The sequence below is a fragment of the Hydrogenophaga sp. genome, assembly GCF_031426985.1.
In the GTDB taxonomy this organism is placed as follows: domain Bacteria; phylum Pseudomonadota; class Gammaproteobacteria; order Burkholderiales; family Burkholderiaceae_C; genus Hydrogenophaga.
Window position 1 is genome coordinate 1 of record NZ_JASJOY010000052.1, and the last position, 23,239, is coordinate 23,239.

Genomic DNA, 23,239 nt, shown 5'->3' on the forward strand with positions numbered 1-23,239 from the left:
GGCCTGAACCTGGGCGACGTGAGCACCACGGGCGGCCTGAGCCTGGACAGCAACGGCGATATCCAGCAGTTGGCTGGGACGACGGTGTCCGTACAAGGCAGCACGGCGGTTCACAGCTCTGGTGGCAGTGTCCTCCTTGCCAGCGCTGGCAACACCTTCGGTGGCCAGGTGACGGCCATGGCTGGCACTGGATCGAGCAACAGTGTGATCTTGAATGCCACTGGCAGTCTGACCACCAGTGCTTCAGCGGGTGGCAATGGGACCGTGCAGTCCAGCGGCGATGTCAATGCCCAGTTGAACCTGGGCGGGAGCGGCAGTGTGACCAGTTCTGCCGGGGCGGTGAATCTGCAAGCCTCGTCTGTTGGTGGCGATCTGGCGGTGACGGCGCTGGGCAACATCACACAGTCGGGACCGCTGTCTGTCGGAGGTGACACCACGGTCAAGACGCTGACAGGGACTGTCGATCTGAGTGATCCGGGTAACAGCTTCAGTGGCGCATTGACGATCAACACGCCGTTTGTCGATCCGAGTGAGCAGAGCTATCAGCCGCAGTTGCCGAGCCTGATCGTTGAGACGGCGATGTTCACCTCACCGCCTTCTGAGGCCACGAGTTCCAGCGTCAGCACATCTGCGGATGCGTCCGGTAGCAGTGCGCCTGGTGTTGTGACAGATGCGGCTGAATCGGTTGGCGATGACGCTGGTTCGGGCTTCGGGACCTCAGGTTCTCTTGGTTCCGGTCTGAATTTTGTGTCTGTCACAACGCAGATGACCGGATCGGCCGCAGAGAGCGGGGATGGAACAGCTCAGACCAGTACGAGCGAGCAAGAAGTCACCGCCGCGATCAACAACGCGTTGTTGAGCAGCACTGGCGTGGTGCAGGCTATCTCGGTCGATGGAGGTACCCGCAACCCCGACGACGCGATCGTGGCCGAGTAAGGCAGGACTGCCACCCGGGGAGGCCACCAGCCTCCCCGGGTGTCCTTGCCACTACCCACCGAACCCATTGAACGCATGGGAGCGGTGTGAATCGACGTGAAATCAGACAGCCGCAGTGAGCCTTTGCACCATCCCTGGCCAGAGGGGGGAACGCCGCCGGTGAGTCGGGTTCTCGGCTCTGTTGCTTGTGGCTGTGTGGCGGACCGGCGGATAGAGCCGGCGGGTCCCTCCCCGGCAGCTTAGTTCCTGCCATGGGTCATGGTCGGTGGCGTGTGAGGACAGGCATCATGCGGCGGCCGACACGTGGCCTGCGACGTCTGTTGCTTGCGCTTCTTCAGCCTGCCTTGCAACGCGGGCGCTGGTACTTGCGTGGGTGCTGAAGGGACGCAACGCCCCGTAGCGGCTGTGGAGTCTCAGCTGTCGAAGAAAGACAGCGATTCGCGGGTGGGGTCTTGCTGTCTTTGAGGATCGACCTTCTGCAGTGCATGGGCCAAGATCGACGAAGGAAGAACCACGGCAGCGTGACTTTCCGCCTGCCGGCCAGCGGGATCCGTGGGCAGGGTTGATTTCTCAAGGGGACTCCGCCAGTCAAGGCTGGAGAGCCTGCCTTTGCGGCTGGCCTTCATACCGCACGGCTGCGCGCTGCTCACCGCGACGGAACCGCCATCGCAAGGCTTGGACCATGCCATTGGTGGCCTCATGCCACGGTGGCGGTTGGCTCCTCAGCGCGACCCTGGTGTTCAGGCGAGCTGTAACTTGTTGGACGGCGTCAGGGTGATGTCCCATTCGCTTCGGGTGGCCATCACATTCGCCCGGTCAAGCTCCCACAAGGTGTAACCGTGTGGGCGGAGTGTGTCCTTGATGGCTTCATAGTCCGACTTGTGCCTTTCGAAGAACAGGACGGGACGGTGGCGGCGGATGGTGCCCGTGGCACCTCGGAGGGCACTGGCTTCCATCCCTTCCACATCAAGCTTGATCAAGGCGCACCGGTTCAGATCCAGATCGTCGATGCAGAGCGATTTCACGGCCTCTTCGACCATGAATCGCGTGCCGTCGTAGTCGCTCGATCTGACGTTCTTCTCAATCTCGAAGGCACCGAAGTTCGCCCGGTGGTTCAGGTCAGGCGGTGCGATCAGCATGGAACGCTCGTTGTCTTCGCCAAGTACGGCATGGTAGGTCCAGACGTTCTCCAGGCTGTTGAGCGCCATGTTGGCATTGAGCATCTGGAAGATGAGGCGCTGTGCTTCCACGGCATGCACCTTGGTCGGTCGCGTGGCGAGGCTCGAGAACGCCAGGGAATACACGCCATAGTTTGCGCCGCCATCCACGATGTCCACGGTATCGGTTCCCGGGTAGTGCTGTTCGATGATCTGTTTCAACGCCCGGATGTACTTCGATTCCCAGCTGCCCACCTGCGAAATGGTGGGCCCGATGATCGAGTCGTTCCTGTTGATCAGCATCAGACCCAGATCCGAAGGGGTCAGCACATTCTTGAATTTCACGGTGGGTTCCGGATCGACGCGGTGAAGAAGAGGTGATGACGCGGCGTCAGAAGCTCGCCGCCCCCGTATGCACCAGCCGGTGGTTCATGCAGGCAAACACGTCGCCGCCAATCTCTCGCCAGCGCTTGCAGAACGCGTAATCTTCCGAGAGGTACCGTCTCGTGACGGGGTCGATCATGGTGTCGAAGATCGCCACGCAGTGCTCCGGCCGGCAGTTGTTGTTGTAGAAGCTGATGTCGTTCACATACCGCAGTTGCTCACGGTAATGGTCCTGCATCTTTTGCAGCGCGCTGCGGCGGATCATCAGAAAGCCCGTGCCCAGCGATTCGGCCTTGCGCCAGCCGGGCTGGAGCGCTGTTCCGTCGTCGGGCAGGTAGTTGATCGTGAAGCGGCGGGTGATGTTGTGCAGCTTCTGCGTGGTCATGGGGTCGCCTGTGGGGGGCGGCTCATTGATCAGGCGGGTGATCTTGTCCCAGTCGTAGCTCTTGGTGGGATAGGGGATGCCACACACCTCGTGCGGACTCTCCATCAGTTCCGTGAGGGCGTCTGGGTTCCAGGTGATGTCGGCGTCGATGAACATCAACGCCTCGTGGTCGGTCGCCATGAACTGGGCCACCATGTTGTTGCGTGCCCGCGTGATCAGGCTCTCGTTGCCGAACGCCAGCAGATGCATCTGGCAGCCGCGCTGCATCAGATGCTGCCGGGTGTTCAGCAACGAGACCACATAGCCACGAAGCATCTGGTCGCCATAGCATGGCGTGGCGATGACAAGAGACTTCATGCCTTTGCTCGGCGGGTGCTGCGCCCTTTTCTGGCGGGCTTGTCCGTTGCTTTGGGGGACGACGCTGCGTTTTGAGCGGGGTCCTGTTGCGGCTGGGTCGGCTTCTGGACGTCTTCCGCCAGCTGGATCAATCGCTCGATCTGTGTGAGCGACATCAGGTGGGCGTACACAGCGGGCAGATAGCCGCGTTCGCGCATGGCGATGAACTGCTCGTGCGGCAGTGCGGCGAGGAGGCTTTCGTTGATGGCAAACGAACCTTGAATGTTTTTGACGCCGCTTCCCGAGTGCAGCTGCATGTTCAGCGGGACCAAAAGATCCCGTTCCGCCAGGAATTGACAGAAAGCTTGGGTCTGGACGTCCATCTGTTGCAGGTCGGTCAGGTACTTGACCACCCCTTGCAGAACGGGGGTCGGGTTGCCTTCGCTGCCAAAGAGCGGCTCACCTTCTTCTTGTCCCAGGCAATCACTGCCCTCGTCGACGCAAACGACGAAGTCGGCCGGTGTTTCTTCTTTCAAGGCAAGGTTGAAGGGGTATTGCCGGATCGTCGCCGGCACATAGGATGCTTTCCATCGGCCGGCTTCATCGACAAAAAGGTTCTGACCTTCGGTCAGTCCGAGCAGGGCGACCGGACGAAAACGCGCCGAGGCTGGGTCCTTGAGGAACACGAGCGGGTAGAGCGCGGCCGCGCGCGGAAACTCCTGTGCCACAACGCCAGCGACATGTAAGCGGGCGGCATGTGCAAACCCGGTCAGCGGGCGGACCCTGGTGGCGGCGTGACGGTCTCGGTTCAGTGCGGTCAAGTGGGCGAACATGATGGCTTCCCGGTTGGTGTGGACAAAGGTTTTGAGGTGCTGGCAGCCTCAAAAATCACAAAACTAACAATATTATAAATAATGGAAATATATTGTGAGTATGGTTTCGTATGAGGCCGTGTGGCATGTCACGGCAACCGAAACCTTTTTTCGCGGGCGGAAGGCGAAATGATGAACAAGGTGGTTGTGCACTCTTTTGTGGCATCAGGTCTCGGCGCTGGGTCCAAGGGAGTCATAATGCGAAAATTGACAAGACATTCAACATCGCGGTGATGGCCATGTGACACATGGCGGACCGTGAACAACCGGTATCCGGAATGGCAGATCACTGCGGGACTTTCGAAGCGGCCAGATTGCTGGGACTGTCGGTGGGGACTGTGCAGTCACTGGTGGAGCAGGGCGAACTCAACGCCTGGAAAACATCAGGCGGTCACAGGCGCATCTACCTTGAGTCGATCGAGCAATATCGCCAAAAGCACGGCAAGGTTGCGCAGCCGTCCGCGGCGACGGGTGCCGAGGGCGCTTTGCGTGTGTTGGTGGTGGAAGATGACGAAGTGACCCTGGCGGTGATCAAGGCGGCTATCGACTCTTGGCAGCTTCCCATGGAGGCCGACTACACGAACTCGGGTGTCAAGGCGCTGCTCGAGATCGGTTCCTTGCGGCCTCGGGTGCTGCTGACCGATCTCATGATGCCGGGTGTTGACGGATTCGAGTTGGTGGCAACACTCGATCGCGATGCCACGTTCAGCTCTTTGCTCATCGTGGCCATCACCAGCCTCTCTGATGAGGAGATCCAGGCAAAAGGGGGGTTGCCGGCGCGTGTCCAGCTGCTGAAAAAGCCGGTGAACCTGCAGTGGCTCCATGGCTTCTTCACGGCCTTGGTCGCTCAGCGGCGTCTGGTTGCTGCCTGAGACGGTGGCTGAGGCGGTGGATGTGGGCCGCCTCTGGTGGCCGTGCGAGAGTTCAAGTCCCATCCGGTAACGGGTCGGGCTCTCTTGGGCGGACGTGATGGCGTGGGTCGACGTTTCAACCCCGGGGCATTCTCGCGAGAGTGCTCGGGGATGAAAATGATAAAAATCTCATGTCAGGAGCGTTCCCGCTCCCCCTTGTATACCCAGTGAGTGATCCGGTTCCCAGGCATTGCAGGCCTGGCTGGATTCGGAGGCGCTTCGGTCGGGTTCGCGCGGGGTGATCACGTGTAGGGCGTGGGCACGGCGGCCGCTGTGGCTGCGCAAGCCCACAGACGGCTCTCTCCCGCGCGCATCGCTGACCCCTGCCGCCAGCTGAAAAGCGGGCCTCAGTTCACCAACACCAGCTTGCCCTTGACCGAGCGCGATCCCATGACCGCGTAGGCCTTGGGCAGCTCGCTCATGGGCAGGGTCTGGTCGATGACCGGCTTGATCTGACCTTTGAGGTAGAGGCCGGCCAGGGTCTGCATCATCTGTGCATTGGCCTGCGGCTCGCGTTTGGCGAAGTCGCCCCAGAACACGCCGACGATGCTGGCGCCCTTGAGCAGGGCCAGGTTCAGCGGCAGGCTGGGGATGGGGCCGCTGGCGAAGCCCACGACCAGGTAGCGGCCGCGCCAGGCGATGGAGCGGAAGGCCGGCTCGGCAAAGTCGCCGCCCACCGGGTCGTAAATCACGTCCGGGCCTTTGCCGCCGGTCAGGCGTTTGATCTCCTCGCGCAGCGTGCCCTGCGGCGTGTGCACGCTGTAGTTGATGGTGTCGTCGGCCCCCAGTGTCTTGCACAGCGCGCATTTGTCGTCGGTGGACGCGGCGGCGATCACGCGCGCACCCGCCGCCTTGGCCAGCTGGATGGCGGCCGTGCCCACGCCGCCCGCCGCGCCCAGCACCAGCACGGTTTCGCCGGCTTTGAGCTGGGCACGGTCCACCAGCGCGTGTTGCGAGGTGGCGTAGATCATGATGAACGCGGCCGCATCGACCGGCGGGAAGCCCGGCGGCAGGGGCATGCACAGCGCGGCCGGGGCCAGCGTGTGGGTGCCAAACCCACCGGTGCCGCTGAGGCAGGCCACGTTCTGGCCCACCTGCAGGTGCGTCACGCCTTCGCCCACCGCCTGCACCACGCCGGCGTATTCCGACCCGGGCACGAAGGGCAGGGGCGGCTTCATCTGGTACTTGTTCTGCACGATGAGCAGATCGGGGAAGTTCAGGCTGGCCGCCTGGATCTGGATCAGCACCTCGCCGGCCTTGGGCACGGGGGTCGGCAGTTCTTTCCAGGTCAGGGCTTGCACGCCCACGGGGTTTTCGCACAGCCAGGCTTGCATGGGGTGGTCTCCTTGTTGGTTCGGGCTGGCGCGATGATAGGCAGGCCCCCTGGTTTTGACCCAGAGATGCCGGTGCTTTTCTGTCGCGGTCGGGACCCCGGCCGGTGCCGGGGCGGGGCGGGGCCTTCCACCTAAAATCGCGGCATGAAAATCCTCATCTCCAACGACGACGGCTACCAGGCGCCGGGCATCGTGGCCCTGTACGACGCGCTCAAGGATCTGGCCGACGTGGAGGTGGTGGCACCCGAGCACAACAACAGCGCCAAGAGCAATGCGCTGACCCTGCATTCGCCGCTGTACGTGCACACGGCCGCCAACGGCTTTCGCTACGTCAACGGCACGCCGGCCGACTGCGTGCACATCGCGCTGACCGGCCTGCTGGGCTACCGGCCCGATCTGGTGGTCTCGGGCATCAACAACGGCGCCAACATGGGCGACGACACCATCTACTCCGGCACTGTGGGCGCCGCGATGGAGGGCTACCTGTTCGGCATCCCGGCCATCGCCTTCTCCCAGACCGAAAAGGGCTGGGCGCACCTGGACACGGCCGCGCACAAGGCGGCCGAGCTGGTCAAACAACTGATGCCGTCCCTGCCCGATGCGGCGCAGCGTGGTGAACCCTGGCTGCTCAATGTGAACGTGCCCAACCGCCCGGCCGCCGAGCTGCGTGGTTTCAAGGTGGCGCGCCTGGGGCGCCGGCACGCGGCCGAGCAGGTGATCACGCAGACCAGCCCGCGTGGCGAGACCATGTACTGGATCGGCAGCGCCGGCCCCGCCAAGGACGACGCCGAAGGCACGGACTTCCATGCCACGGCGCAGGGCCACGTCAGCGTCACGCCGCTGCAGGTGGACCTGACCGACCACCAGCGCCTGCCGTACTGGGCGCCGATGGCGGCGCTGCTGTCGCAGCCCAAAGGCCCGGCATGAAGCGCCTGCCCCACGGCCTGCCGTCGGGCAATCCGCCCGCCGCACGCCCGCGCCCGGGCTTTCCGGCGCGGCTGGACACACCGCCCGCACCCACGGCGGTGCGTCCGGGCGCCCTGGTGGCCAAGACCGCGCCTGCGCCCCGCGCCGCGCCGGCCACCACCGGCCTGGGCATGGACTCGCAGGCCGTGCGTGCGGCCATGGTGCGCAAGCTGCAGGCCCAGGGCGTGGCCCATCCGGCGGTGCTGGCGGCCATGCACGCGGTCGAGCGCCACCGTTTTGTCGATTCCGCGTTGGTCAACCAGGCCTACGAAGACACCAGCCTGCCCATCGGCCTGGGGCAGACCATTTCCAAGCCCAACGTGGTCGCGCGCATGATCGAGCTGCTGTGCCAGGGCCGCACCGAGAAGCTCGGCCGGGTGCTGGAGATCGGCACCGGCTGTGGCTACCAGGCCGCGGTGCTGAGCCATGTGTCACGCGAGGTCTACAGCATCGAACGCCTGCGCGGCCTGCACGAGAGGGCGCGTGAGAACCTTCGCCCGTTCCGGCTGTCCAATGTGCACCTGCTGTTCGGCGACGGCATGGTCGGCTATGCGCAGGGCGCGCCGTACGCCGCCATCATCGCGGCAGCGGGCGGCGACGCCATTCCCCAGGCCTGGATCGACCAGCTGGCCGTGGGTGGTCGCCTGGTGGCGCCGACGGTGAACGCCTCGGGGCGCCAGAACCTGGTGGTGGTCGACAAGACCGCCACCGGCGTGCTGCGCAGCGAACTCGAGGCGGTGCACTTCGTCCCCCTAAAATCAGGGATCGCCTGAGGTTGATCCCCTTGACAGGGGGCCTGTTTTGTTTATTGGTGGCGGCCTTGATGCGGCCACCTCGTATGGGAGTTTTCATGAGCACATTCCTGATCCACGCATCTGCCGCGCCTGTGGCCGAACGCCGCCCCGTGTGGCGCGGGGCGATGGCCCTGACGCTGCTGGCCGCTGCGTTGGTCGGCACCGGCTGCGCTGGTCGCCGCCTCTCCGGCCCCGCCCCGGTCGAAGACCGGGGTGCTGCGGGCGGCGCCCGGGCGGCTGAAGTGAAGACGCTGCCCGGTGCCGAGAACGCCGGCAAACCCGGTTACTACACGGTGCAACCCGGTGACACGCTGTTCCGCATCGCCCTGGACAGTGGCCAGACCTGGCGCGACGTGCAGAGCTGGAACAACCTGGCCAATCCGAACGTGATCGAGGTCGGGCAGGTGCTGCGCGTGGCACCACCGGTGGGCGCCGCCGCAGCGGCCACCCCGGCAGCGGCTGCGCCCACGGGGGTGACCGCCGCGCCCGTGGCCAGCGCCACCGTGGTCTCGCGCCCCCTGACCGCCACCAGCACGGCGACGGCGACCGGGACGGCGACGGTCGCGCCAACGCCTGCGGCACCCGCGGCGGTGCCGGCGAGCGACGCGGTGAACTTCATCTGGCCGGCCCAGGGTTCGGTGGTCGTCAACTTCGACGAGGCCAAGAACAAGGGCGTGGCCATCGGCGGCAAGGTGGGCGACCCGGTGCTGGCCGCGGCCGACGGCCGTGTGGTCTACGCCGGCGCCGGGCTGCGTGGCTACGGCAACCTCATCATCCTCAAGCACAACAACACCTACCTCACCGCCTACGCCCACAACCAGGCGCTGCTGGTGCGCGAGGACCAGGCCGTCAAACAGGGCCAGAAGATCGCCGAGATGGGCAGCAGCGATGCCGACCGCGTGAAGCTGCACTTTGAGGTGCGACGCCAGGGCAAACCGGTGGACCCGATCGCCTACCTGCCCAAGCGCTGAGCCCCCGCCATGGCCTGGCCGGTGCTGGTGTTCGACATCGAGTCGATTCCCGACATCGCCGGCCTGCGCCTGTTGCGTGACGACCCGGCCGACTGGACCGACGCACAGGTCCACGCGGCCTGGCTGGCCGAACGCCAGGCCAAGGGCCAGAGCGACTTCATGCCGCTGCACCTGCAGCGCGTGCTGGTCATCAGCGTGGTGTTCCGCAACGCCGAGGGCTTGCGGGTGCATTCCTTCGTGGACCGCGATGGCCACAGCGAAGGCAAGGTCGTGCAGACCTTCTTCAACAGCATCGAGAAGCACCAGCCCCAGCTGGTGAGCTGGAACGGCGGCGGTTTTGACCTGCCCGTGCTGCACTACCGCGGCCTGCGCCATGGCGTGGAAGCCAACCGGTACTGGGACATGGGCGAGGACGACCGCGAGCACAAGTGGAACAACTACATCAGCCGCTACCACATGCGCCATCTGGACCTGATGGATCTGCTGGCGATGTACACGCCCAAGAACAACGCGCCGCTGGACGCGCTGGCCAAACTGTGCGGCTTTCCGGGCAAGCTGGGCATGGACGGCTCTCAGGTCTATGCGCAGTATCTGGATGGCCGGGTGGAGGACATCCGCCGCTACTGTGAAACGGACGTGATGAACACCTACCTGGTGTACTGCCGCTTCCAGAAAATGCGCGGCGGCTTCAGCGCGGCCGAATACGAGCAGGAGATCGGGTTCGTCAAGGACACGCTGGGCCAGCTGGCGCCCACCGAGCCGCACTGGGACGAGTACCTGCGCGCCTGGGGTTGAAGCCTGGGCGGGGCCGCGGGCCTGAGACAATCGGGGCATGAGCCAAGACAGCCCCACCACCCAAGACCCCCTGACCCCCGTGTCCCCCTCTGCCGGCCTGCCCGAAGGCCAGCTGTTCGTCGAGTCCCTGGACATCGAAGCCCAGGGCATTGCCCACCGGCCCGACGGCAAGGTGGTGTTCATCGACGGCGCGCTGCCCTTTGAAGTGGTCAGCGCCAAGGTCAACCGCAAGAAAAACAACTGGGAAGCGGCGACGCTGACCGAAATCCACCGCGAGTCGCCGCAGCGCGTGACACCCGGTTGCCCGCACTTCGGCCTGCACGACGGCGCCTGCGGCGGCTGCAAGATGCAGCACCTGGAAGCCAGCTCACAGGTCGCCATCAAGCAGCGCGTGCTGGAAGACAACCTCTGGCACCTGGGCAAGGTCAAGGCCGAGACGCTGCTGCGCCCCATCCAGGGGCCGAGCTGGGGTTATCGCTTCCGCGCGCGCCTGTCGGTGCGCTTCGTGCACAAGAAGGGCGTGGTGCTGATCGGCTTCCACGAGCGCAAGAGCCGCTACGTGGCCGACATGCAGGTCTGCCGCGTGCTGCCGCCGCACGTGAGCGCCATGATGATGCCGATGCGCGAACTGTTCTACGGCATGGACGCACGCGAAACCTGCCCGCAGGTCGAGCTGGCCTGTGGCGATGACGTGACCGCGCTGGTGCTGCGCCACCTGGAACCGCTGAGCGACGACGACCTGGCCCGCCTGCGGGCCTTTGGCGCGCAGCACGGCGTGCAGTGGTGGCTGCAGGCCAAGGGGCCGGACACAGTCAAGCTGCTGGACGAAGGCGGCCCGCTGCTGGCCTACGGCCTGCCGGATTTCGGCATCACCATGCCGTTCAAACCGACCGACTTCACCCAGGTCAACCCGCACATCAACCGCGTGCTGGTCTCGCGCGCCCTGCGCCTGCTGGGCGCGCAGAAGCACGAGCGCGTGATCGACTGGTTCTGCGGCCTGGGCAACTTCACCCTGCCGATCGCCACGCAGGCCGGCGAGGTGCTGGGCATCGAAGGCAGCGAAACCCTGGTGGCGCGCTCGCGCGAGAACTGGTCGGCCAACCAGCACGGGCGTGCCACGCCGATGGCGCCCACGCAATTCGTGGCGCGCAACCTGTTCGAGATGACGCCCGAGCGGCTGGTGGCCGATGGCCGGGCCGACAAGTGGCTGGTGGACCCGCCGCGCGAAGGCGCCTTTGCGCTGGCCAAGACCCTGGCCGATCTGCACCAGCAGCCCGAACTGCGGGGCGCCGACTGGACGCCGCCCAGGCGCATCGTCTACGTCAGCTGCAACCCGGCCACGCTGGCGCGCGACGCCGGCCTGCTGGTGCACCAGGCGGGGTACCGCTGCACGGCGGCGGGGGTGGTGAACATGTTCCCGCACACCGCCCACGTGGAAAGCATGGCGGTGTTCGAGCTGGCCGATCCGGCCTGACGCGGCAGGCCCGGGCGCCGGGCCTCAGGACTTGTGGGTCTTCTTGGTGGCCGGTTCGTGCGCCTTGTCCACCGCCTCGGCTTCGGCCTCGGGTTCTGACGGCGGGGGGGTGAAGGGCATGCCCACGATCTCGTTTTCGCGCATGTAGGCGTCCATCTCTTTCCAGCCGGCGAACACGGCGGCTTTGCCGGCCTTGGGGTTGGAGCGGAAGCAGTCTTCGACACTGCGCACCGCGTGGCGGCAGGCGCTGCCGATGGCTTTGCCTTCGGCCTCTTTCTTTTCGGCCACTTGCGTGGCGGTTTCGAGGCCCAGCGCGTCGCATCCGGTCAGCAGGGCGCTGGCGGTGGCGAGCAGGGCGGTGACAAGGAGGGTGCGGCGCATGGCAATCGGTCCGGTTTGCACCTTGTTTCGGCCGTTGGCGCGCCAACTTGATGCCTGCGTGATGGGCGCCTGGTGCACCGGGCGCAAAAAAAGGGGGCCATTCGGCCCCCTTTTGTCGATCGAACGCGCAGCGTGTTCAGTCGCGGTCGCCGCCGAAGATGCCCAGCAGGGCCAGCAGGCTCTGGAAGATGTTGAACAGGTCCAGGTAGACCGCCAGCGTGGCGCTGATGTAGTTGGTCTCGCCGCCGTCCACGATGTTCTTCAGGTCGTACAGCAGGTAGGCGCTGAAAATGACGATGGCCAGGGTGGCGATGGTGGCGAACATGGCCGTGCTGCCCACGAACACGTTGATGACGCCGCCGATCAGGATGGCCAGGGCGCCGATGAACAGCCACTTGCCCATGCCCGAGAGGTCGCGCTTGATGACCGTGGACAGGCTGGCCATGACCACGAACACACCGGCAGTGCCGGCGAAGGCGGTCATGATCAGGCTGGCGCCGTTGCTTAGGCCCAGGACGGAGCCGATCAGGCGCGAGAGCATCAGGCCCATGAAGAAGGTGAAGCCCAGCAGCACCGGCACGCCGGCGGCGGAGTTCTTGGTCTTCTCGATGGCGAACATGAAGCCGAAGGCGCCACCCAGGAAAACGATCAGGCCCAGGCCACCGGTCAGGGCGGCGGTGATGCCGGTCTGCACGCCGATCCAGGCGCCCAGCACGGTGGGCAGCATGGACAGGGCCAGCAGCCAGTAGGTGTTGCGCAGCACCTTGTTGCGCTGCAAGGCCGACCCGGAGGCGGCGGTGCCGAAGCGGCCGCGGGTGTCGATGGGCTGGTTCATGGTGTGCTCCTGTGGTGTTGAACGCTGCCGGCACAGGCCCTGCAGCGGATGTGGCGCATTGTAGGTGTGGCCGGCGCGCCGCGCCGGAGGCCGGTTTTGGCCACACCGGGGTGGCGACAATGCTGACCCCCGTGCACCCAATTCCTGCGTTAAGGTGGCGTCCCCCCGGTTCGGGCGGCGCCGTGTGCGCACAGCCTTGTCCGTTCAGACTCCCTGTTTCAGAAAGAAGTTCATGAAAACCAAAGCCGTTCTCGAAGCCGCCGACGTGAAGCTGATCGCCGCCGCGGCCGAAGCCGAAGCCCTGAAGAACAACTGGGCCGTGACCATCGCCATCGTCGACGACGGTGGCCACCTCCTGTGGCTGCAGCGCCTGGACGGTGCCGCGCCGCTGTCCTCGCACATCGCCCCGGCCAAGGCCCACACCTCGGCGCTGGGCCGCAAGGAGAGCAAGGGCTACGAAGACGTGATCAACCAGGGGCGTGCCGCGTTCCTGAGCGCACCGGCCGTGGCCGGCATGCTCGAAGGCGGCGTGCCCATCGTGAAAGATGGGCAGTGCATCGGTGCGGTGGGCGTGAGCGGCGTGAAATCGTCGGAAGACGCGCAGATCGCGCGCGCCGGCATTGCCGCCATCGGTTTGTAAGCTCGTGAAAAAATGACTGGCTACCGGGGCGCGAAGCCCCCTGGCTGGCCAAAAAACGACGCTCGGAGAGGGTGAGCTCTCCGGGTCGCCCCACGATGAAAAACTATTTGGTCAGGATCAGCTTGCCCTGACGTGTGGCCTGCAGGCGGTAGAGCGAGCCGTTGTGCGCGATGGCAACGGCGTTCTGGCCGCGCAGCAGGTCCTGGCTGTCGAGCGAATGTGGCGCCCCCGGGGCGGGCGCTTCACGCGTCTGTGCCGCGGTTTGCGGGCGCGGCGTGGTGGTGGCGGTGTGCATGCGGTGCTCCTGGGCCATGGCGGGTTCGGCGGGCTTCAAGGCTTGGCCGGCTCGGTCACGAAGCCGATCTTGCGCACCCCGGCACGCTGGGCCGCGGCCATGGCCAGCGCCACACGCTCGTAGCGCACCGCCTTGTCGCCGCGGATGTGCAGCTCCGGCTGCGGTTCCTGGGCGGCGGCGGCGCCCAGGCGCTGCTCGAAGTCGGCGTCTTCGACCTGGGCATCGTTCCAGAAGTAGGCGCCGTCGGCGGCCACCGACAGGCGGATGTTCTCCGGCTTGTCCAGCAGCTTCTGGTTGCTCGCCTGCGGCAGGTCGATGTTGACCGAGTGGTTGATCACCGGCACGGTGATGATGAAGATGATGAGCAGCACCAGCATGACGTCGATGAACGGGATCATGTTGATCTCGCTGAGCATCTGGTCGCTGTCGTCCTGGGTTCCGATGGCCATGGTCGTGTCCTGGTGAAACTCAGGCCTTCTTCATCGGCAGGACCTTGGCATCGCCTCCTGCCGTGACGCGGGCGCCGGTGACGAAATAGGCGTGCAGGTCGTTGCCGAAGCGGTTGAGGCGGTGCGTCAGCCCCTTGTTGCCGCGCACCAGGGCGTTGTAGCCCAGCACCGCGGGGATGGCGACCAGCAGGCCCATGGCGGTCATGATCAGCGCCTCGCCGATGGGGCCGGCCACCTGGTCGATGCTGACCTGGCCGGCCGCGCCGATGCCCAGCAGGGCGTGGTAGATGCCCCAGACGGTGCCGAACAGGCCCACGAAGGGGGCGGTGGAGGCGATGGAGGCCAGCACCGTCAGGCCGCTCTGGGCGCGGGCGGTGAAGTCGTCCAGGCTGTTGCGCAGGGCGCGTTCGACCCAGTCGCTCAGGTCCAGGCTGTCGTGCAGCTGCGGGCGGGACTGCCCGTCCTTGTGCAGGATGTGGCGGGTGGCTTCGCGGCCTTCCATGGCGAGGGCGCGGAAGGGATTGCCCGGCTCATGGCCCAGCTTGGTCACGCCTTCGGCGAAATCGGCGCTGTGCCAGAAGCTTTCGCAGGCCTTGGCCTGGCGGCGGTGGGCGCGCTGGTCCAGGGCTTTCCACAGGATGATGACCCAGGTGGTCAGCGACATGGCCAGCAGCACCAGGGCCACGGTGCGGGTGACGGCGTCACCCTGGTTCCAGACGTGGGCGATGCCGGAAGAAGCGAGTTGGGGGTCCATGGCGGTGGGGTTCCTGAGTCGAGAAAGTGGGACGGTTTATTCGAGGACGAAATGGATGGGCACGTTGAACCACATGCCTTCGATGACGCCGGCACGCTTGCCCGGCACGTAGCGCCACTTCAGCACGGTCTGCAGCGCGGCCTGGTCCAGGCGGTCGTAGCCGCTGGACGTGCGGACCTCGGCTTTGGTGGCGGTGCCGTTGGCCTCGATGAAGGCGCGGACCACGACCTTGCCTTGTTCGCCCAGCCGTTTGGACAGGGGAGGATAGGCCGGCTTCGGATTGTTGAGGTAGTCGGCGTTGCTGGAGGGCAGTTCGATCTTGGGCGGCGCCGGTGGCGCGGGTGGTGCAGGCGGGGCCGCGGGTTCGGTCGCAGCGACGGCCGTCACCGGTGGTGCCGGTGGCTGGGGTTCGGTCACGCCGGTGGGGGCCTGGGGCGCCGGGGTGGGGGTGGCCACGGCCACCGGTTGCGGTGCCGGCTGGGCCACGGGTCTGGGCAAGGGGGCTGCCTTGGGTGTGGGGGCCGTGCGTGGCTGGGGCTGCGGCGGGGTGGGGGTGACCTGCGGCTGGGGCGGCTCGATCATGTCCGACAGCACCGACACCGGGACCACCAGTTCAACGGCACGGCGCAGCAGGCCGGCCTGCAGGGCCCACAGGCCCAGCACATGAAAGCCGAGCACGGCGATCACGATGGGAATACGGCGGTCCATGCGGGGTGCGGTGGTCCGGGCCGGATGGGGCCCGGGGTGGGGAAGCGCAAGCGCTGCGCTGGCGGAAGACATAGTGTAGAGAGTGTGTGCGGGAATGTTCGGTCCGGGCTGGAGACGCCGCTCAGTGGCGAAAGACCCACCAGAGCGCACCCAACAACAGGACCAGGCCGCCACCCAGGGCGGAAAGGGTTTGAAGAACCATGGGCAGCTCCTGTGTTGTCGGTCGGGTCGACGATGGGATGGATTATAAATGCGAATCCTTCTTATTTGAATAAATCGGTCGAAAAAGACCGAATGGCTGGGGGCTCAGTGCTGTGGCGGTGCATGCAGCACGGCGGCCGCGTCGCTCAACTGGCGACAGCCGCACAGCGCCATGGCGATTTCCAGCTCGTCGCGCAGCAGGCGCAGCACATGGGCCACGCCCTGGGCGCCGGCGTTGGCCAGCCCGTGGATCACGGGCCGACCCACCAGCACCGCCGAGGCGCCCAGCGCCATGGCCTTGAGCACGTCGGTGCCGCGGCGGATGCCGCCGTCCACCAGCACCGGCAGGGCACCGTCCAGCGCCTGCACCACGGCGGGCAGCAGCTCGGCGGTGGGGGGCAGGGTGTCCAGCGTGCGGCCGCCGTGGTTGGAGACGATCACGCCCGCCGCGCCATGTTCGGCTGCGAGCACAGCGTCCGCCGGGTGGGTGATGCCCTTGAGCAGCACCGGCAGGCGGGTGATGGAGCGCAGCCAGGCGATGTCGTCCCAGGTCGGGGCGTGGGTGAGCAGGTCGTCGAAAAGGGCGCTCTGGCCGGGTTGCAGGTCCACCGGGGGCGGCACCATGCGGCCGGCCAGGTTGTCCGCCTGGAACGCCGGCGGGCGGCGGTAGCCGGTGCGGCGCTCGCGGTCGCGCGCGCCTTGCACCGGCGCGTCCACCGTCAGCACCAGCGCTTCGCAGCCGGCGGCTTCCACGCGCTGCACCAGGCTGCGCACGAAGCCGCGGTCGGGCAGCATGTACAGCTGGAACCACAGCGGTCCACTCGCGGCATCGTCGCGCATGAGGCGGGCCACGGCTTCGACCGGCGCGGTGGCCTGGGTGCTGAGCACCAAGCCGGCCCCCTGGGCGGCACAGGCCAGCGCGGTGGCCTGTTCGCCGTGGGGATGGGCCATGCGCTGGTAGGCCATCGGCGCCACCAGGATGGGGTGGGCCAGCGTGCGGCCCAGCAGGTTCACCCGCGTGTGGCCACCCGCCAGCGGGCGCAGCACGCGGGAGGACAGGCGGATGCGCTGCCAGGCCAGCTCGTTCTCGCGCAGCGTGATTTCGTCGGCGGCGCCACCGTCGAAGTAGGCGAGCACGCGCGGGTCCAGCGTCTGGCGCGCGCGTTCGGCGTGGTCGGCCAGGGTGGCGGGCAGGCCGTGAGCGTGGGGGTCTGCGGGCCCGTCGCCGGGCCGCCCCAAGGCGGGCCCAGCCCCTCCGGGGGGCAGCGACCCGCGCAGCGGCGGAGCGTGGGGGTCTGCGGGCCCGCCGCAGGGCCGCCCCAAGGCGGGCCCAGCCCCCTCGGGGGGCAGCGACCCGCGCAGCGGCGGAGCGTGGGGGTCTGCGGGCCCGCCGCCGGGCCGCCCCAAGGCGGGCCCAGCCCCCCCGGGGGGCAGCGACCCGCGCAGCGGCGGAGCGTGGGGGTCTGCGGGCCCGTCGCCGGGCCGCCCCAAGGCGGGCCCAGCCCCTCCGGGGGGCAGCGACCCGCGCAGCGGCGGAGCGTGGGGGTCTTTATGTCCGGTCATGTTTCAGCCCACATGCGCAGCAGGTTGTGGTAGGTCCCGGTCAGGGCCGTGGTCTCGGCGGTTTCGCCGTGGCGCTGGCGCAGGGCCAGCAGGTTCATGTCGAGTTCGTACAGCAGGCGGCGCTGCTCGTCGCTGCGCACCATGCTCTGCACCCACAGGAAGCAGGCCATGCGGTGCCCGCGCGTGACCGGCGTGACCTGGTGCAGGCTGGTGCCGGGGTACAGCACGGCGTGGCCGGCCGGCAGCTTGACACCGCGCGTGCCGTAGGTGTCGCTCACCGTGAGCTCGCCGCCCTCGTAGTCGTCGGGGTCGTTGAGGAACACGGTGCACGACACGTCGGTGCGCACGTATTCGGTGGCGCCGCCGTCGGTGGCCTTGAGGCGGATGGCGTTGTCGACGTGGTTGCCGTAGGTGTTCGTCTCGCCGCCGTAACGGTTGATGCGCGGCGTGAAGATGCGCATCGGCAGCGCGGCGCTGAAGAACAGGGCCGACCGGTTCAGGCCGCCCAGCACCATCTGGCGGATGGCGGTGGCCGCTGCGCTGTCGTGCGGCAGTTGCTGGTTGTTCTTGACGGTGCGGGCCTGCGGGCCGGCGCTCTCGCGTCCGTCCTGCCAGGGGGCGTCGGCTAGCAGGGCGCGTGCGCGCGCCAGGTCGTCGGGCGAGAGGATATTGGGCAGGGTCAGCAGCATCGTGGGGGCCTGTGAAGGGGGTCTACCCTATGGAAAAAGCCTAAGGCAACGCTGATCAAGTCCCTCGTGGCGCGCTCATCCAGCTCTCGGGCGGTCTTCAGCGTTGCAAAGCCTCGCCGGGCCGCCCGGCCCGTCTGCGTTTTGCGCCTTGCAGCCCATCCCGACAGCGGGCGATCGCATCCACGGGGACTTGTTCAGCGTCGCCCTAAAGGCCGCACTGTCGTGGACGGGCGGCCTTTGGGCAGGGAGGGCTGGACCGGTCAGAACTTCAGGCTGGCGGTGACCTGCAGCATGCGGCCGGCGCCCGGGATGTAGTGCGCCGGATACAGCTGGTCGGCGTACAGCTTGTTGGTCACATTGCTCAGGTTGGCCTTGAGGACCAGCTTGTCGAAGTCGAACTTGTATTCGGCCATCAGATCGGCGGTCACATAGCTGGGCACGTTGAACTCGGCGCGGGTCGGCTTTTGCTTGCCGCGGAAGTTCAGGCCGCCCCCCAGGCGCAGCTTGGGCGTGAGCTGGTAGGTGGTCCACACCGTGCCGCTGTGCACCGGGGTGAGGGCCGGGCGGTCACCCTCGCGCTCGCCAGGGGCGCTTTGTGTGCACTGACCCGTGGCCGGGCAAGCGGCAGCCTTGTCCACCTTGGCAATGGGCATCCACATGTAGGAGCCGTAGATTTCCCATTGCGGTGTCAGGCGGCCGGTGAGGTCCATTTCAAAGCCAGCCACGTGGCGTTTGCCTGCGGTGCTGATGAGGGCGGTTGTTGCATTGGGGTCGGTCGCGGTCGGCGCCGGCACGGTGCGGTCGGGGTCGGTGTTGCGTTCGTTGAACTTGGTCGAACGGAACAGGGCCAGGCGGGTGGTCCACTGCTTGTCGGCCGAGTCCAGCTTGGCGCCCAGTTCGATGTTGATGCTCTGCTCGGGCGGCGTGTCCACGTTGCCGGCCCCCAGCGAATAGGCATCGCCCGAGGAGTTGAACGACGTGCCGGCGGAGAAGTGGTAGGACTGCCGATCGGTGGGCTGGTAGAGCACGCCAAGCCGCTTGCTGATCTCCGAGATCTTCATCGTGTAGCTGCTGGTGGTCACGGGGCCGGCCGCGTTGTTCGGAATCGCGTACGCGTTGTAGTCGCCTTCGAGGTTGTCGTAGCGCAGACCGCCCACCAGCTTCCACTTCGGCGCGATCTGGATCATGTCCTGCACGTAGACACCCCAGGCCGTGGAGACGTAGTCGTTGCCCACGCGCAGCACGCGCGAGGCTTCGTCCACCGAGGCGCCGTCGTTGGGGGTGCCCACCGTGGTGGTCGGTTTGGTGATGTTCACCCCACCCTGAGCCGCTGAGCGGGCCGCATAGACGGTCTTCTTCTCCCGCGTGATGTCCACGCCGGCCAGCAGTTCGTGCTTGACGCCCAGGGCGTCGAACTTGTTGCTGAAGTCGCTCTGGACCTGGGCAATGTCCATGTCCTGGATCTTCAGGTGGGTGCCGCGTGTCAGCACGGTGTCGGGGCCGAAGTTCGTCAGGTTGGCCGCCACGCCGCCCGGCTGGAGGCTGGCGTTGGCAAAGCGGATGGCACCGGAGCGCTGGTCGCGGTTGAAGCTGCCCACGCGGGCCTGCGTCTTGAGTTCGCTGTCGTGGCTGAACCGGTGCGTGTGGCCGACGCTGGCGATGGTGCCGCCGCTTTCGTTGTAGTCGCTGGCCAGGCCGTAATAGGCCGTCGGGTCCAGCGGCAGCAGGACGCGGTCGGTGCTGGGTGCACCTTCATAGGGCGCGATGAACGGCAGGCCGTAGTTGATGCCGTTGTTGTTGTCCAGGTGGTACAGGCTGGCCTGGAACTCGTCGCGCTCGCCAATGCCCCAGCGGTAGGCGGCGGCCAGGCCCTTTTTGTCGAGACTGCGCCCCGTGCCGTCGTTGTTGGCGTCGGTCACCATGGCATTGAGGCGAAGGGCGGCGCTTTCGCCGGTCTGGATGTTGAAGTCGCCCACCAGGCGCTTGTAGGCGTGGCTGCCCAGCGTCAGGTCGACCTGGTGTTCGTTGATCAGACGCGGCTGCTTGCTGACCTGGTTGACTGCGCCGCCGGTGGAGCCGCGGCCGAACAGCATCGACGCCGAGCCGCGCAGCAGTTCCATGCGGTCCATGTTGAAGGTGTCGCGGTCGTAGATGGCCGGGTCGCGCATGCCGTCGATGAACAGGTCGCCGGTGGCCTGCAGGGCGAAGCCGCGCAGGCGGATGTCTTCTTCGCCCCCTTCGGCCGCCAGGAAGGTGATGCCCGCGGTGTTCTTGAGCGCTTCCTTGACGGTGTCGAGGTTGCGGTCGTCGATCAGCTTCTCGGTCACCACGGTCACCGACTGCGGGATGTCACGCAGCTGCTGCTTGCCTTTGCCGATGGTGGTTTCCGTCGCGCGCACCGCCTCTTTGCCTTCCGGGGCCTCTGCGCGCTCCTTCACGGTCACGGTCTTGAGCGTGGTTTCGGAAGCGGATGGGGTGGTGGCGGTCTGGGCGAAGGCGCCCATCGAACCGGCCAGCAACATGGCGCCCAGGGGCAGCATGGCGGCGGGGGATGCGGGGGAGGGGAGGGCGTGCGACTGGGCGCGGCGGGACTTCAGGCGTCGGGGCATGGTGGCAGTGAGTCGATGGGTTTTCGGCTGGCTGCAACGGTTCGACGCTGTGGCTGGCTAAGATGCTAGATTGTATTGCAAATGCGAATAATTCGTAAACAATACTTTACAAGGTCTTTGCTGGAGGGGCATCGGCGGGTTACCAGCGGTTTTGGAACGGCTTGAGCGCCATGGGCGGATGTCACCGACCCGAGGAAAGGCATGATCAATGCGAATCACTGGCATCTGACGTGTTCTGGTGCGCTGCAGCACAAAAGCTATAGACCGAATAGAGACTATCAATGTTTGATGTCGATAGTTCTCGGCTATGATTCACGCCGTTGCGGTTCACGTATCGCATCGCCTTCTCCGGTTCTTCAATCCCAACCTGTTAGGAAACAACCATGTCCCTGATCAACACCCCAGTCCAGCCGTTCAAAACCACCGCTTTCGTCAACCGCGCCGGCAAGGGCGAGTTCATCGAAGTGACCGAGCAGTCCCTCAAGGGCAAGTGGTCCGTGCTGATCTTCATGCCGGCCGCCTTCACCTTCAACTGCCCGACCGAGATCGAAGACGCCGCCGACAACTACGCCGCCTTCCAGGCCGCCGGTGCCGAGGTCTACATCGTCACGACCGACACCCACTTCTCGCACAAGGTGTGGCACGAGACCTCCGACGCCGTCGGCAAGGCCAAATTCCCCCTGGTCGGTGACCCGACCCACGCCCTGACCAACGCCTTCGGCGTGCACATCCCCGAAGAAGGCCTGGCCCTGCGCGGCACCTTCGTGATCAACCCCGATGGCGTGATCAAGACCCTGGAAATCCACTCCAACGAAATCGCCCGCGACGTGTCGGAAACCCTGCGCAAGCTCAAGGCGGCCCAGTTCACCGCCGCCAACCCTGGCCAGGTCTGCCCGGCCAAGTGGAAGGAAGGCGCCAAGACCCTGACCCCCAGCCTCGACCTGGTCGGCAAGATCTAAATTGCCCACCCCCGCGCCGCGCTGGCGCGCGGGGCCGCTGCCAGAGGCTGCGGCACTTCGCGCTGTCCCAAGCTGCGCAGGCCGCTTGCGGCCCGGCAAAGCCGGTTCCGCGGCGTTCTGGATTGAGGCACTTCACGCTTCCGTTTGTTCAGGCAGTTCCGCTGCCTCATGGGCTTCTCTGCAGGCCCATGCACCAGCGGTCTTCCGCACCTTCTTTTCCTTTTCAGGAGTTCGCCATGCTCGACGACACCCTCAAAGCCCAGTTGCAGCAGTACCTCGGCATGCTGCGCCAGCCGATCACGCTGATCGCGTCACTGGACGACAGCACCACCGGCGCCGAAATGCGTTCGTTGCTGGAGACCATTGCCGGCCTGTCCGACAAGGTGACGCTGGACACCTCGGGCAAGGATGCGCGCAAGCCCTCGTTCGTGGTCGCCCGTGCCGGTGAAACCAGCGGCGTGCGCTTCGCGGGCCTGCCGCTGGGCCACGAGTTCACCTCGCTGGTGCTGGCCCTGCTGTGGACCGGCGGCCACCCGCCCAAGGTCGAGGCGGACGTGATCGAGTCGATCAAGGCGCTGGATGGCGACTTCCGCTTCGAGGTCTACATGTCCCTGACCTGCCACAACTGCCCGGACGTGGTGCAGGCGCTGTCGCTGATGGCCATCGTCAACCCGAAGATCCAGACGGTGGTGATCGAAGGCGGCGCCTTCCAGACCGAGGTCGAGGCTCGCCAGATCATGGCCGTGCCCATGGTGTTCCTCAACGGCGAGGTGTTCGCCTCCGGTCGCTTGAGCGTGGAAGAGATTGTCGCCAAGCTGGACACGAAGTCGGGCGAGCGCGAAGCCGCCAAGCTCAACGCCAAGGACGCCTACGACGTGCTGATCGTCGGCGGTGGCCCGGCCGGTGCCGCCGCAGCGGTGTACGCCGCCCGCAAGGGCATCCGCGTCGGCGTGGCCGCCGAACGCATGGGCGGCCAGGTCAACGACACCATGGCGATCGAGAACTACATCTCGGTGCTGGAAACCGACGGCCCCAAGTTCGCCGCCGCGCTCGAAGCCCAGGTGCGCCACTACGAGGTCGACGTGATGAACCTGCAGCGCGCGCAGAAGCTGATCCCGGCCAGCGAGCCGGGCGGTCTGGTCGCGGTGCAGATGGAGAACGGTGGCGTGCTCAAGGCGCGCAGCGTGATCCTGTCGACGGGCGCGCGCTGGCGCAATGTCAACGTGCCGGGTGAGCAGGAATACAAGAACAAGGGCGTGGCGTACTGCCCGCACTGCGACGGCCCGCTGTTCAAGGGCAAGCGCACGGCGGTCATCGGCGGCGGCAACTCGGGCGTGGAAGCGGCCATCGATTTGGCCGGCATCGTGCAGCACGTGACCCTGGTTGAATTCGCCGACCAGCTCAAGGCCGATGCGGTGCTGGTGAGCAAGCTCAAGAGCCTGCCCAACGTCACCATCCACGTGAACGCGCAGACCACCGAGATCACCGGCGACGGCAGCAAGGTCAACGGCCTGAAGTTCAAGGACCGCGTGAGCGGCGAGGAACAGCTGGTGCCGCTCGAAGGCGTGTTCGTGCAGATCGGTCTGGTGCCCAACACCGAGTTCCTCAAGGGCACGGTCGAACTCAGCCGCTTTGGCGAGATCGTGGTCGATGCCAAGGGCCACACCAATGTGGACGGTGTGTTCGCCGCCGGCGACTGCACCACGGTGCCCTACAAGCAGATCGTGATCGCTGCGGGCGAGGGCGCCAAGGCCGCGCTCAGCGCGTTTGACCACCTGATCCGCCAGCCGGTGGTGGTCGAGCCGAAAAGCGAAGCGGCCGTCGCCAGCGCGGCCTGAGCG

The 23,239-nt window shown here is 66.4% G+C and carries 24 protein-coding genes; 10 read left to right on the top strand and 14 right to left on the bottom strand.

The features are described 5' to 3' along the window. Window positions 1–936 (top strand): hypothetical protein (locus tag RMP09_RS07275; protein ID WP_310565305.1); only part of this gene is annotated, 936 nt, incomplete at its 5' end. A gap of 413 nt (window positions 937–1,349) precedes the next feature. Here the strand turns inward: RMP09_RS07275 and RMP09_RS07280 are convergent. The 4 genes from RMP09_RS07280 to RMP09_RS07295 are packed head-to-tail and all read right to left on the bottom strand — an operon-like array spanning window position 1,350 to window position 4,019. After that, window positions 1,350–1,625 (bottom strand): hypothetical protein, encoded by a 276-nt coding sequence (locus RMP09_RS07280; protein ID WP_310565306.1) that lies wholly within the window; start codon window positions 1,623–1,625, stop codon window positions 1,350–1,352. Window positions 1,626–1,676: 51 nt separating this feature from the next. Continuing rightward, on the bottom strand, window positions 1,677–2,438 hold the full coding sequence (locus RMP09_RS07285; protein WP_310565307.1) for an FkbM family methyltransferase: 762 nt from the start codon (window positions 2,436–2,438) through the stop codon (window positions 1,677–1,679). Between the two features lie 46 nt (window positions 2,439–2,484). After that, window positions 2,485–3,219: a hypothetical protein gene (locus RMP09_RS07290; RefSeq protein ID WP_310565308.1), complete on the bottom strand. Its 735-nt coding sequence runs from the start codon at window positions 3,217–3,219 to the stop codon at window positions 2,485–2,487. Continuing rightward, complete coding sequence (locus tag RMP09_RS07295) at window positions 3,216–4,019, bottom strand: SapC family protein (RefSeq protein ID WP_310565309.1); 804 nt, start codon at window positions 4,017–4,019, stop codon at window positions 3,216–3,218. The genes RMP09_RS07290 and RMP09_RS07295 overlap by 4 nt, the downstream gene beginning before the upstream one ends. A gap of 299 nt (window positions 4,020–4,318) precedes the next feature. Between RMP09_RS07295 and RMP09_RS07300 the strand changes: the two genes are divergently transcribed. After that, on the top strand, window positions 4,319–4,942 hold the full coding sequence (locus RMP09_RS07300) for a response regulator (protein ID WP_310565310.1): 624 nt from the start codon (window positions 4,319–4,321) through the stop codon (window positions 4,940–4,942). Window positions 4,943–5,328: 386 nt separating this feature from the next. Here RMP09_RS07300 and RMP09_RS07305 read toward each other — a convergent pair whose 3' ends face one another. Beyond that, window positions 5,329–6,315 carry an NADPH:quinone oxidoreductase family protein gene (locus RMP09_RS07305; protein ID WP_310565311.1) on the bottom strand — a complete coding sequence of 329 codons (987 nt, stop codon included), beginning with the start codon at window positions 6,313–6,315 and terminating at the stop codon, window positions 5,329–5,331. A 144-nt stretch (window positions 6,316–6,459) separates the two neighbouring features. Here RMP09_RS07305 and surE point away from each other — a divergent pair, with 144 nt between their 5' ends. The 5 genes from surE to rlmD all read left to right on the top strand — a co-directional run bounded on the left by surE (window position 6,460) and on the right by rlmD (window position 11,315). Next, window positions 6,460–7,242, top strand: a complete 783-nt coding sequence (surE, locus tag RMP09_RS07310; protein ID WP_310565312.1) for a 5'/3'-nucleotidase SurE — start codon at window positions 6,460–6,462, stop codon at window positions 7,240–7,242. Then, a complete protein-coding gene (locus tag RMP09_RS07315; RefSeq protein WP_310565313.1) occupies window positions 7,239–8,054 on the top strand; it encodes a protein-L-isoaspartate(D-aspartate) O-methyltransferase in 816 nt (271 codons plus the stop codon). The genes surE and RMP09_RS07315 overlap by 4 nt, the downstream gene beginning before the upstream one ends. Before the next feature lie 146 nt (window positions 8,055–8,200). Continuing rightward, window positions 8,201–9,046, top strand: coding sequence for a peptidoglycan DD-metalloendopeptidase family protein (locus tag RMP09_RS07320; protein ID WP_310565342.1), 846 nt, complete (start codon window positions 8,201–8,203; stop codon window positions 9,044–9,046). 9 nt (window positions 9,047–9,055) lie between these two features. Beyond that, window positions 9,056–9,841 (top strand): 3'-5' exonuclease, encoded by a 786-nt coding sequence (locus tag RMP09_RS07325; RefSeq protein WP_310565314.1) that lies wholly within the window; start codon window positions 9,056–9,058, stop codon window positions 9,839–9,841. A 37-nt stretch (window positions 9,842–9,878) separates the two neighbouring features. Continuing rightward, entirely contained in the window at window positions 9,879–11,315 is a 1,437-nt protein-coding gene (gene rlmD, locus RMP09_RS07330; protein ID WP_310565315.1) for a 23S rRNA (uracil(1939)-C(5))-methyltransferase RlmD, read from the top strand. 24 nt (window positions 11,316–11,339) lie between these two features. Here rlmD and RMP09_RS07335 read toward each other — a convergent pair whose 3' ends face one another. Together RMP09_RS07335 and RMP09_RS07340 are read right to left on the bottom strand one after the other, a co-directional pair. Then, the gene (locus RMP09_RS07335) at window positions 11,340–11,696 is read right to left on the bottom strand and encodes a hypothetical protein (protein WP_310565316.1); all 357 of its coding nucleotides are present in this window, start codon (window positions 11,694–11,696) and stop codon (window positions 11,340–11,342) included. Window positions 11,697–11,832: 136 nt separating this feature from the next. Next, complete coding sequence (locus tag RMP09_RS07340; protein WP_310565317.1) at window positions 11,833–12,531, bottom strand: Bax inhibitor-1/YccA family protein; 699 nt, start codon at window positions 12,529–12,531, stop codon at window positions 11,833–11,835. Window positions 12,532–12,763: 232 nt separating this feature from the next. Between RMP09_RS07340 and RMP09_RS07345 the strand changes: the two genes are divergently transcribed. Continuing rightward, the gene (locus RMP09_RS07345) at window positions 12,764–13,171 is read left to right on the top strand and encodes a heme-binding protein (protein ID WP_310565318.1); all 408 of its coding nucleotides are present in this window, start codon (window positions 12,764–12,766) and stop codon (window positions 13,169–13,171) included. A gap of 103 nt (window positions 13,172–13,274) precedes the next feature. Here the strand turns inward: RMP09_RS07345 and hemP are convergent, their stop codons facing one another. The 7 genes from hemP to RMP09_RS07380 form a co-directional block, all read right to left on the bottom strand. Further along, on the bottom strand, window positions 13,275–13,466 hold the full coding sequence (gene hemP / locus RMP09_RS07350; RefSeq protein WP_310565319.1) for a hemin uptake protein HemP: 192 nt from the start codon (window positions 13,464–13,466) through the stop codon (window positions 13,275–13,277). A 35-nt stretch (window positions 13,467–13,501) separates the two neighbouring features. After that, on the bottom strand, window positions 13,502–13,915 hold the full coding sequence (locus tag RMP09_RS07355) for a biopolymer transporter ExbD (RefSeq protein ID WP_310565320.1): 414 nt from the start codon (window positions 13,913–13,915) through the stop codon (window positions 13,502–13,504). Window positions 13,916–13,934: 19 nt separating this feature from the next. Further along, window positions 13,935–14,669 carry a MotA/TolQ/ExbB proton channel family protein gene (locus RMP09_RS07360; protein WP_310565321.1) on the bottom strand — a complete coding sequence of 245 codons (735 nt, stop codon included), beginning with the start codon at window positions 14,667–14,669 and terminating at the stop codon, window positions 13,935–13,937. Window positions 14,670–14,705: 36 nt separating this feature from the next. After that, window positions 14,706–15,377, bottom strand: coding sequence for a TonB family protein (locus tag RMP09_RS07365; protein ID WP_310565322.1), 672 nt, complete (start codon window positions 15,375–15,377; stop codon window positions 14,706–14,708). A 306-nt stretch (window positions 15,378–15,683) separates the two neighbouring features. Further along, window positions 15,684–16,817 (bottom strand): alpha-hydroxy acid oxidase, encoded by a 1,134-nt coding sequence (locus RMP09_RS07370; protein ID WP_310565323.1) that lies wholly within the window; start codon window positions 16,815–16,817, stop codon window positions 15,684–15,686. Window positions 16,818–17,137: 320 nt separating this feature from the next. Continuing rightward, window positions 17,138–17,830: a Fe2+-dependent dioxygenase gene (locus RMP09_RS07375; protein ID WP_310565324.1), complete on the bottom strand. Its 693-nt coding sequence runs from the start codon at window positions 17,828–17,830 to the stop codon at window positions 17,138–17,140. A 260-nt stretch (window positions 17,831–18,090) separates the two neighbouring features. Further along, window positions 18,091–20,439: a TonB-dependent siderophore receptor gene (locus RMP09_RS07380; protein ID WP_310565325.1), complete on the bottom strand. Its 2,349-nt coding sequence runs from the start codon at window positions 20,437–20,439 to the stop codon at window positions 18,091–18,093. Between the two features lie 383 nt (window positions 20,440–20,822). On the opposite strand from RMP09_RS07380, the gene ahpC reads away from it, so the two are divergent. Then, window positions 20,823–21,398, top strand: coding sequence for an alkyl hydroperoxide reductase subunit C (ahpC, locus tag RMP09_RS07385; protein ID WP_310565326.1), 576 nt, complete (start codon window positions 20,823–20,825; stop codon window positions 21,396–21,398). Window positions 21,399–21,634: 236 nt separating this feature from the next. Next, window positions 21,635–23,236 carry an alkyl hydroperoxide reductase subunit F gene (ahpF, locus tag RMP09_RS07390; protein WP_310565327.1) on the top strand — a complete coding sequence of 534 codons (1,602 nt, stop codon included), beginning with the start codon at window positions 21,635–21,637 and terminating at the stop codon, window positions 23,234–23,236. The last annotated feature ends 3 nt before the right edge of the window (window positions 23,237–23,239 follow it).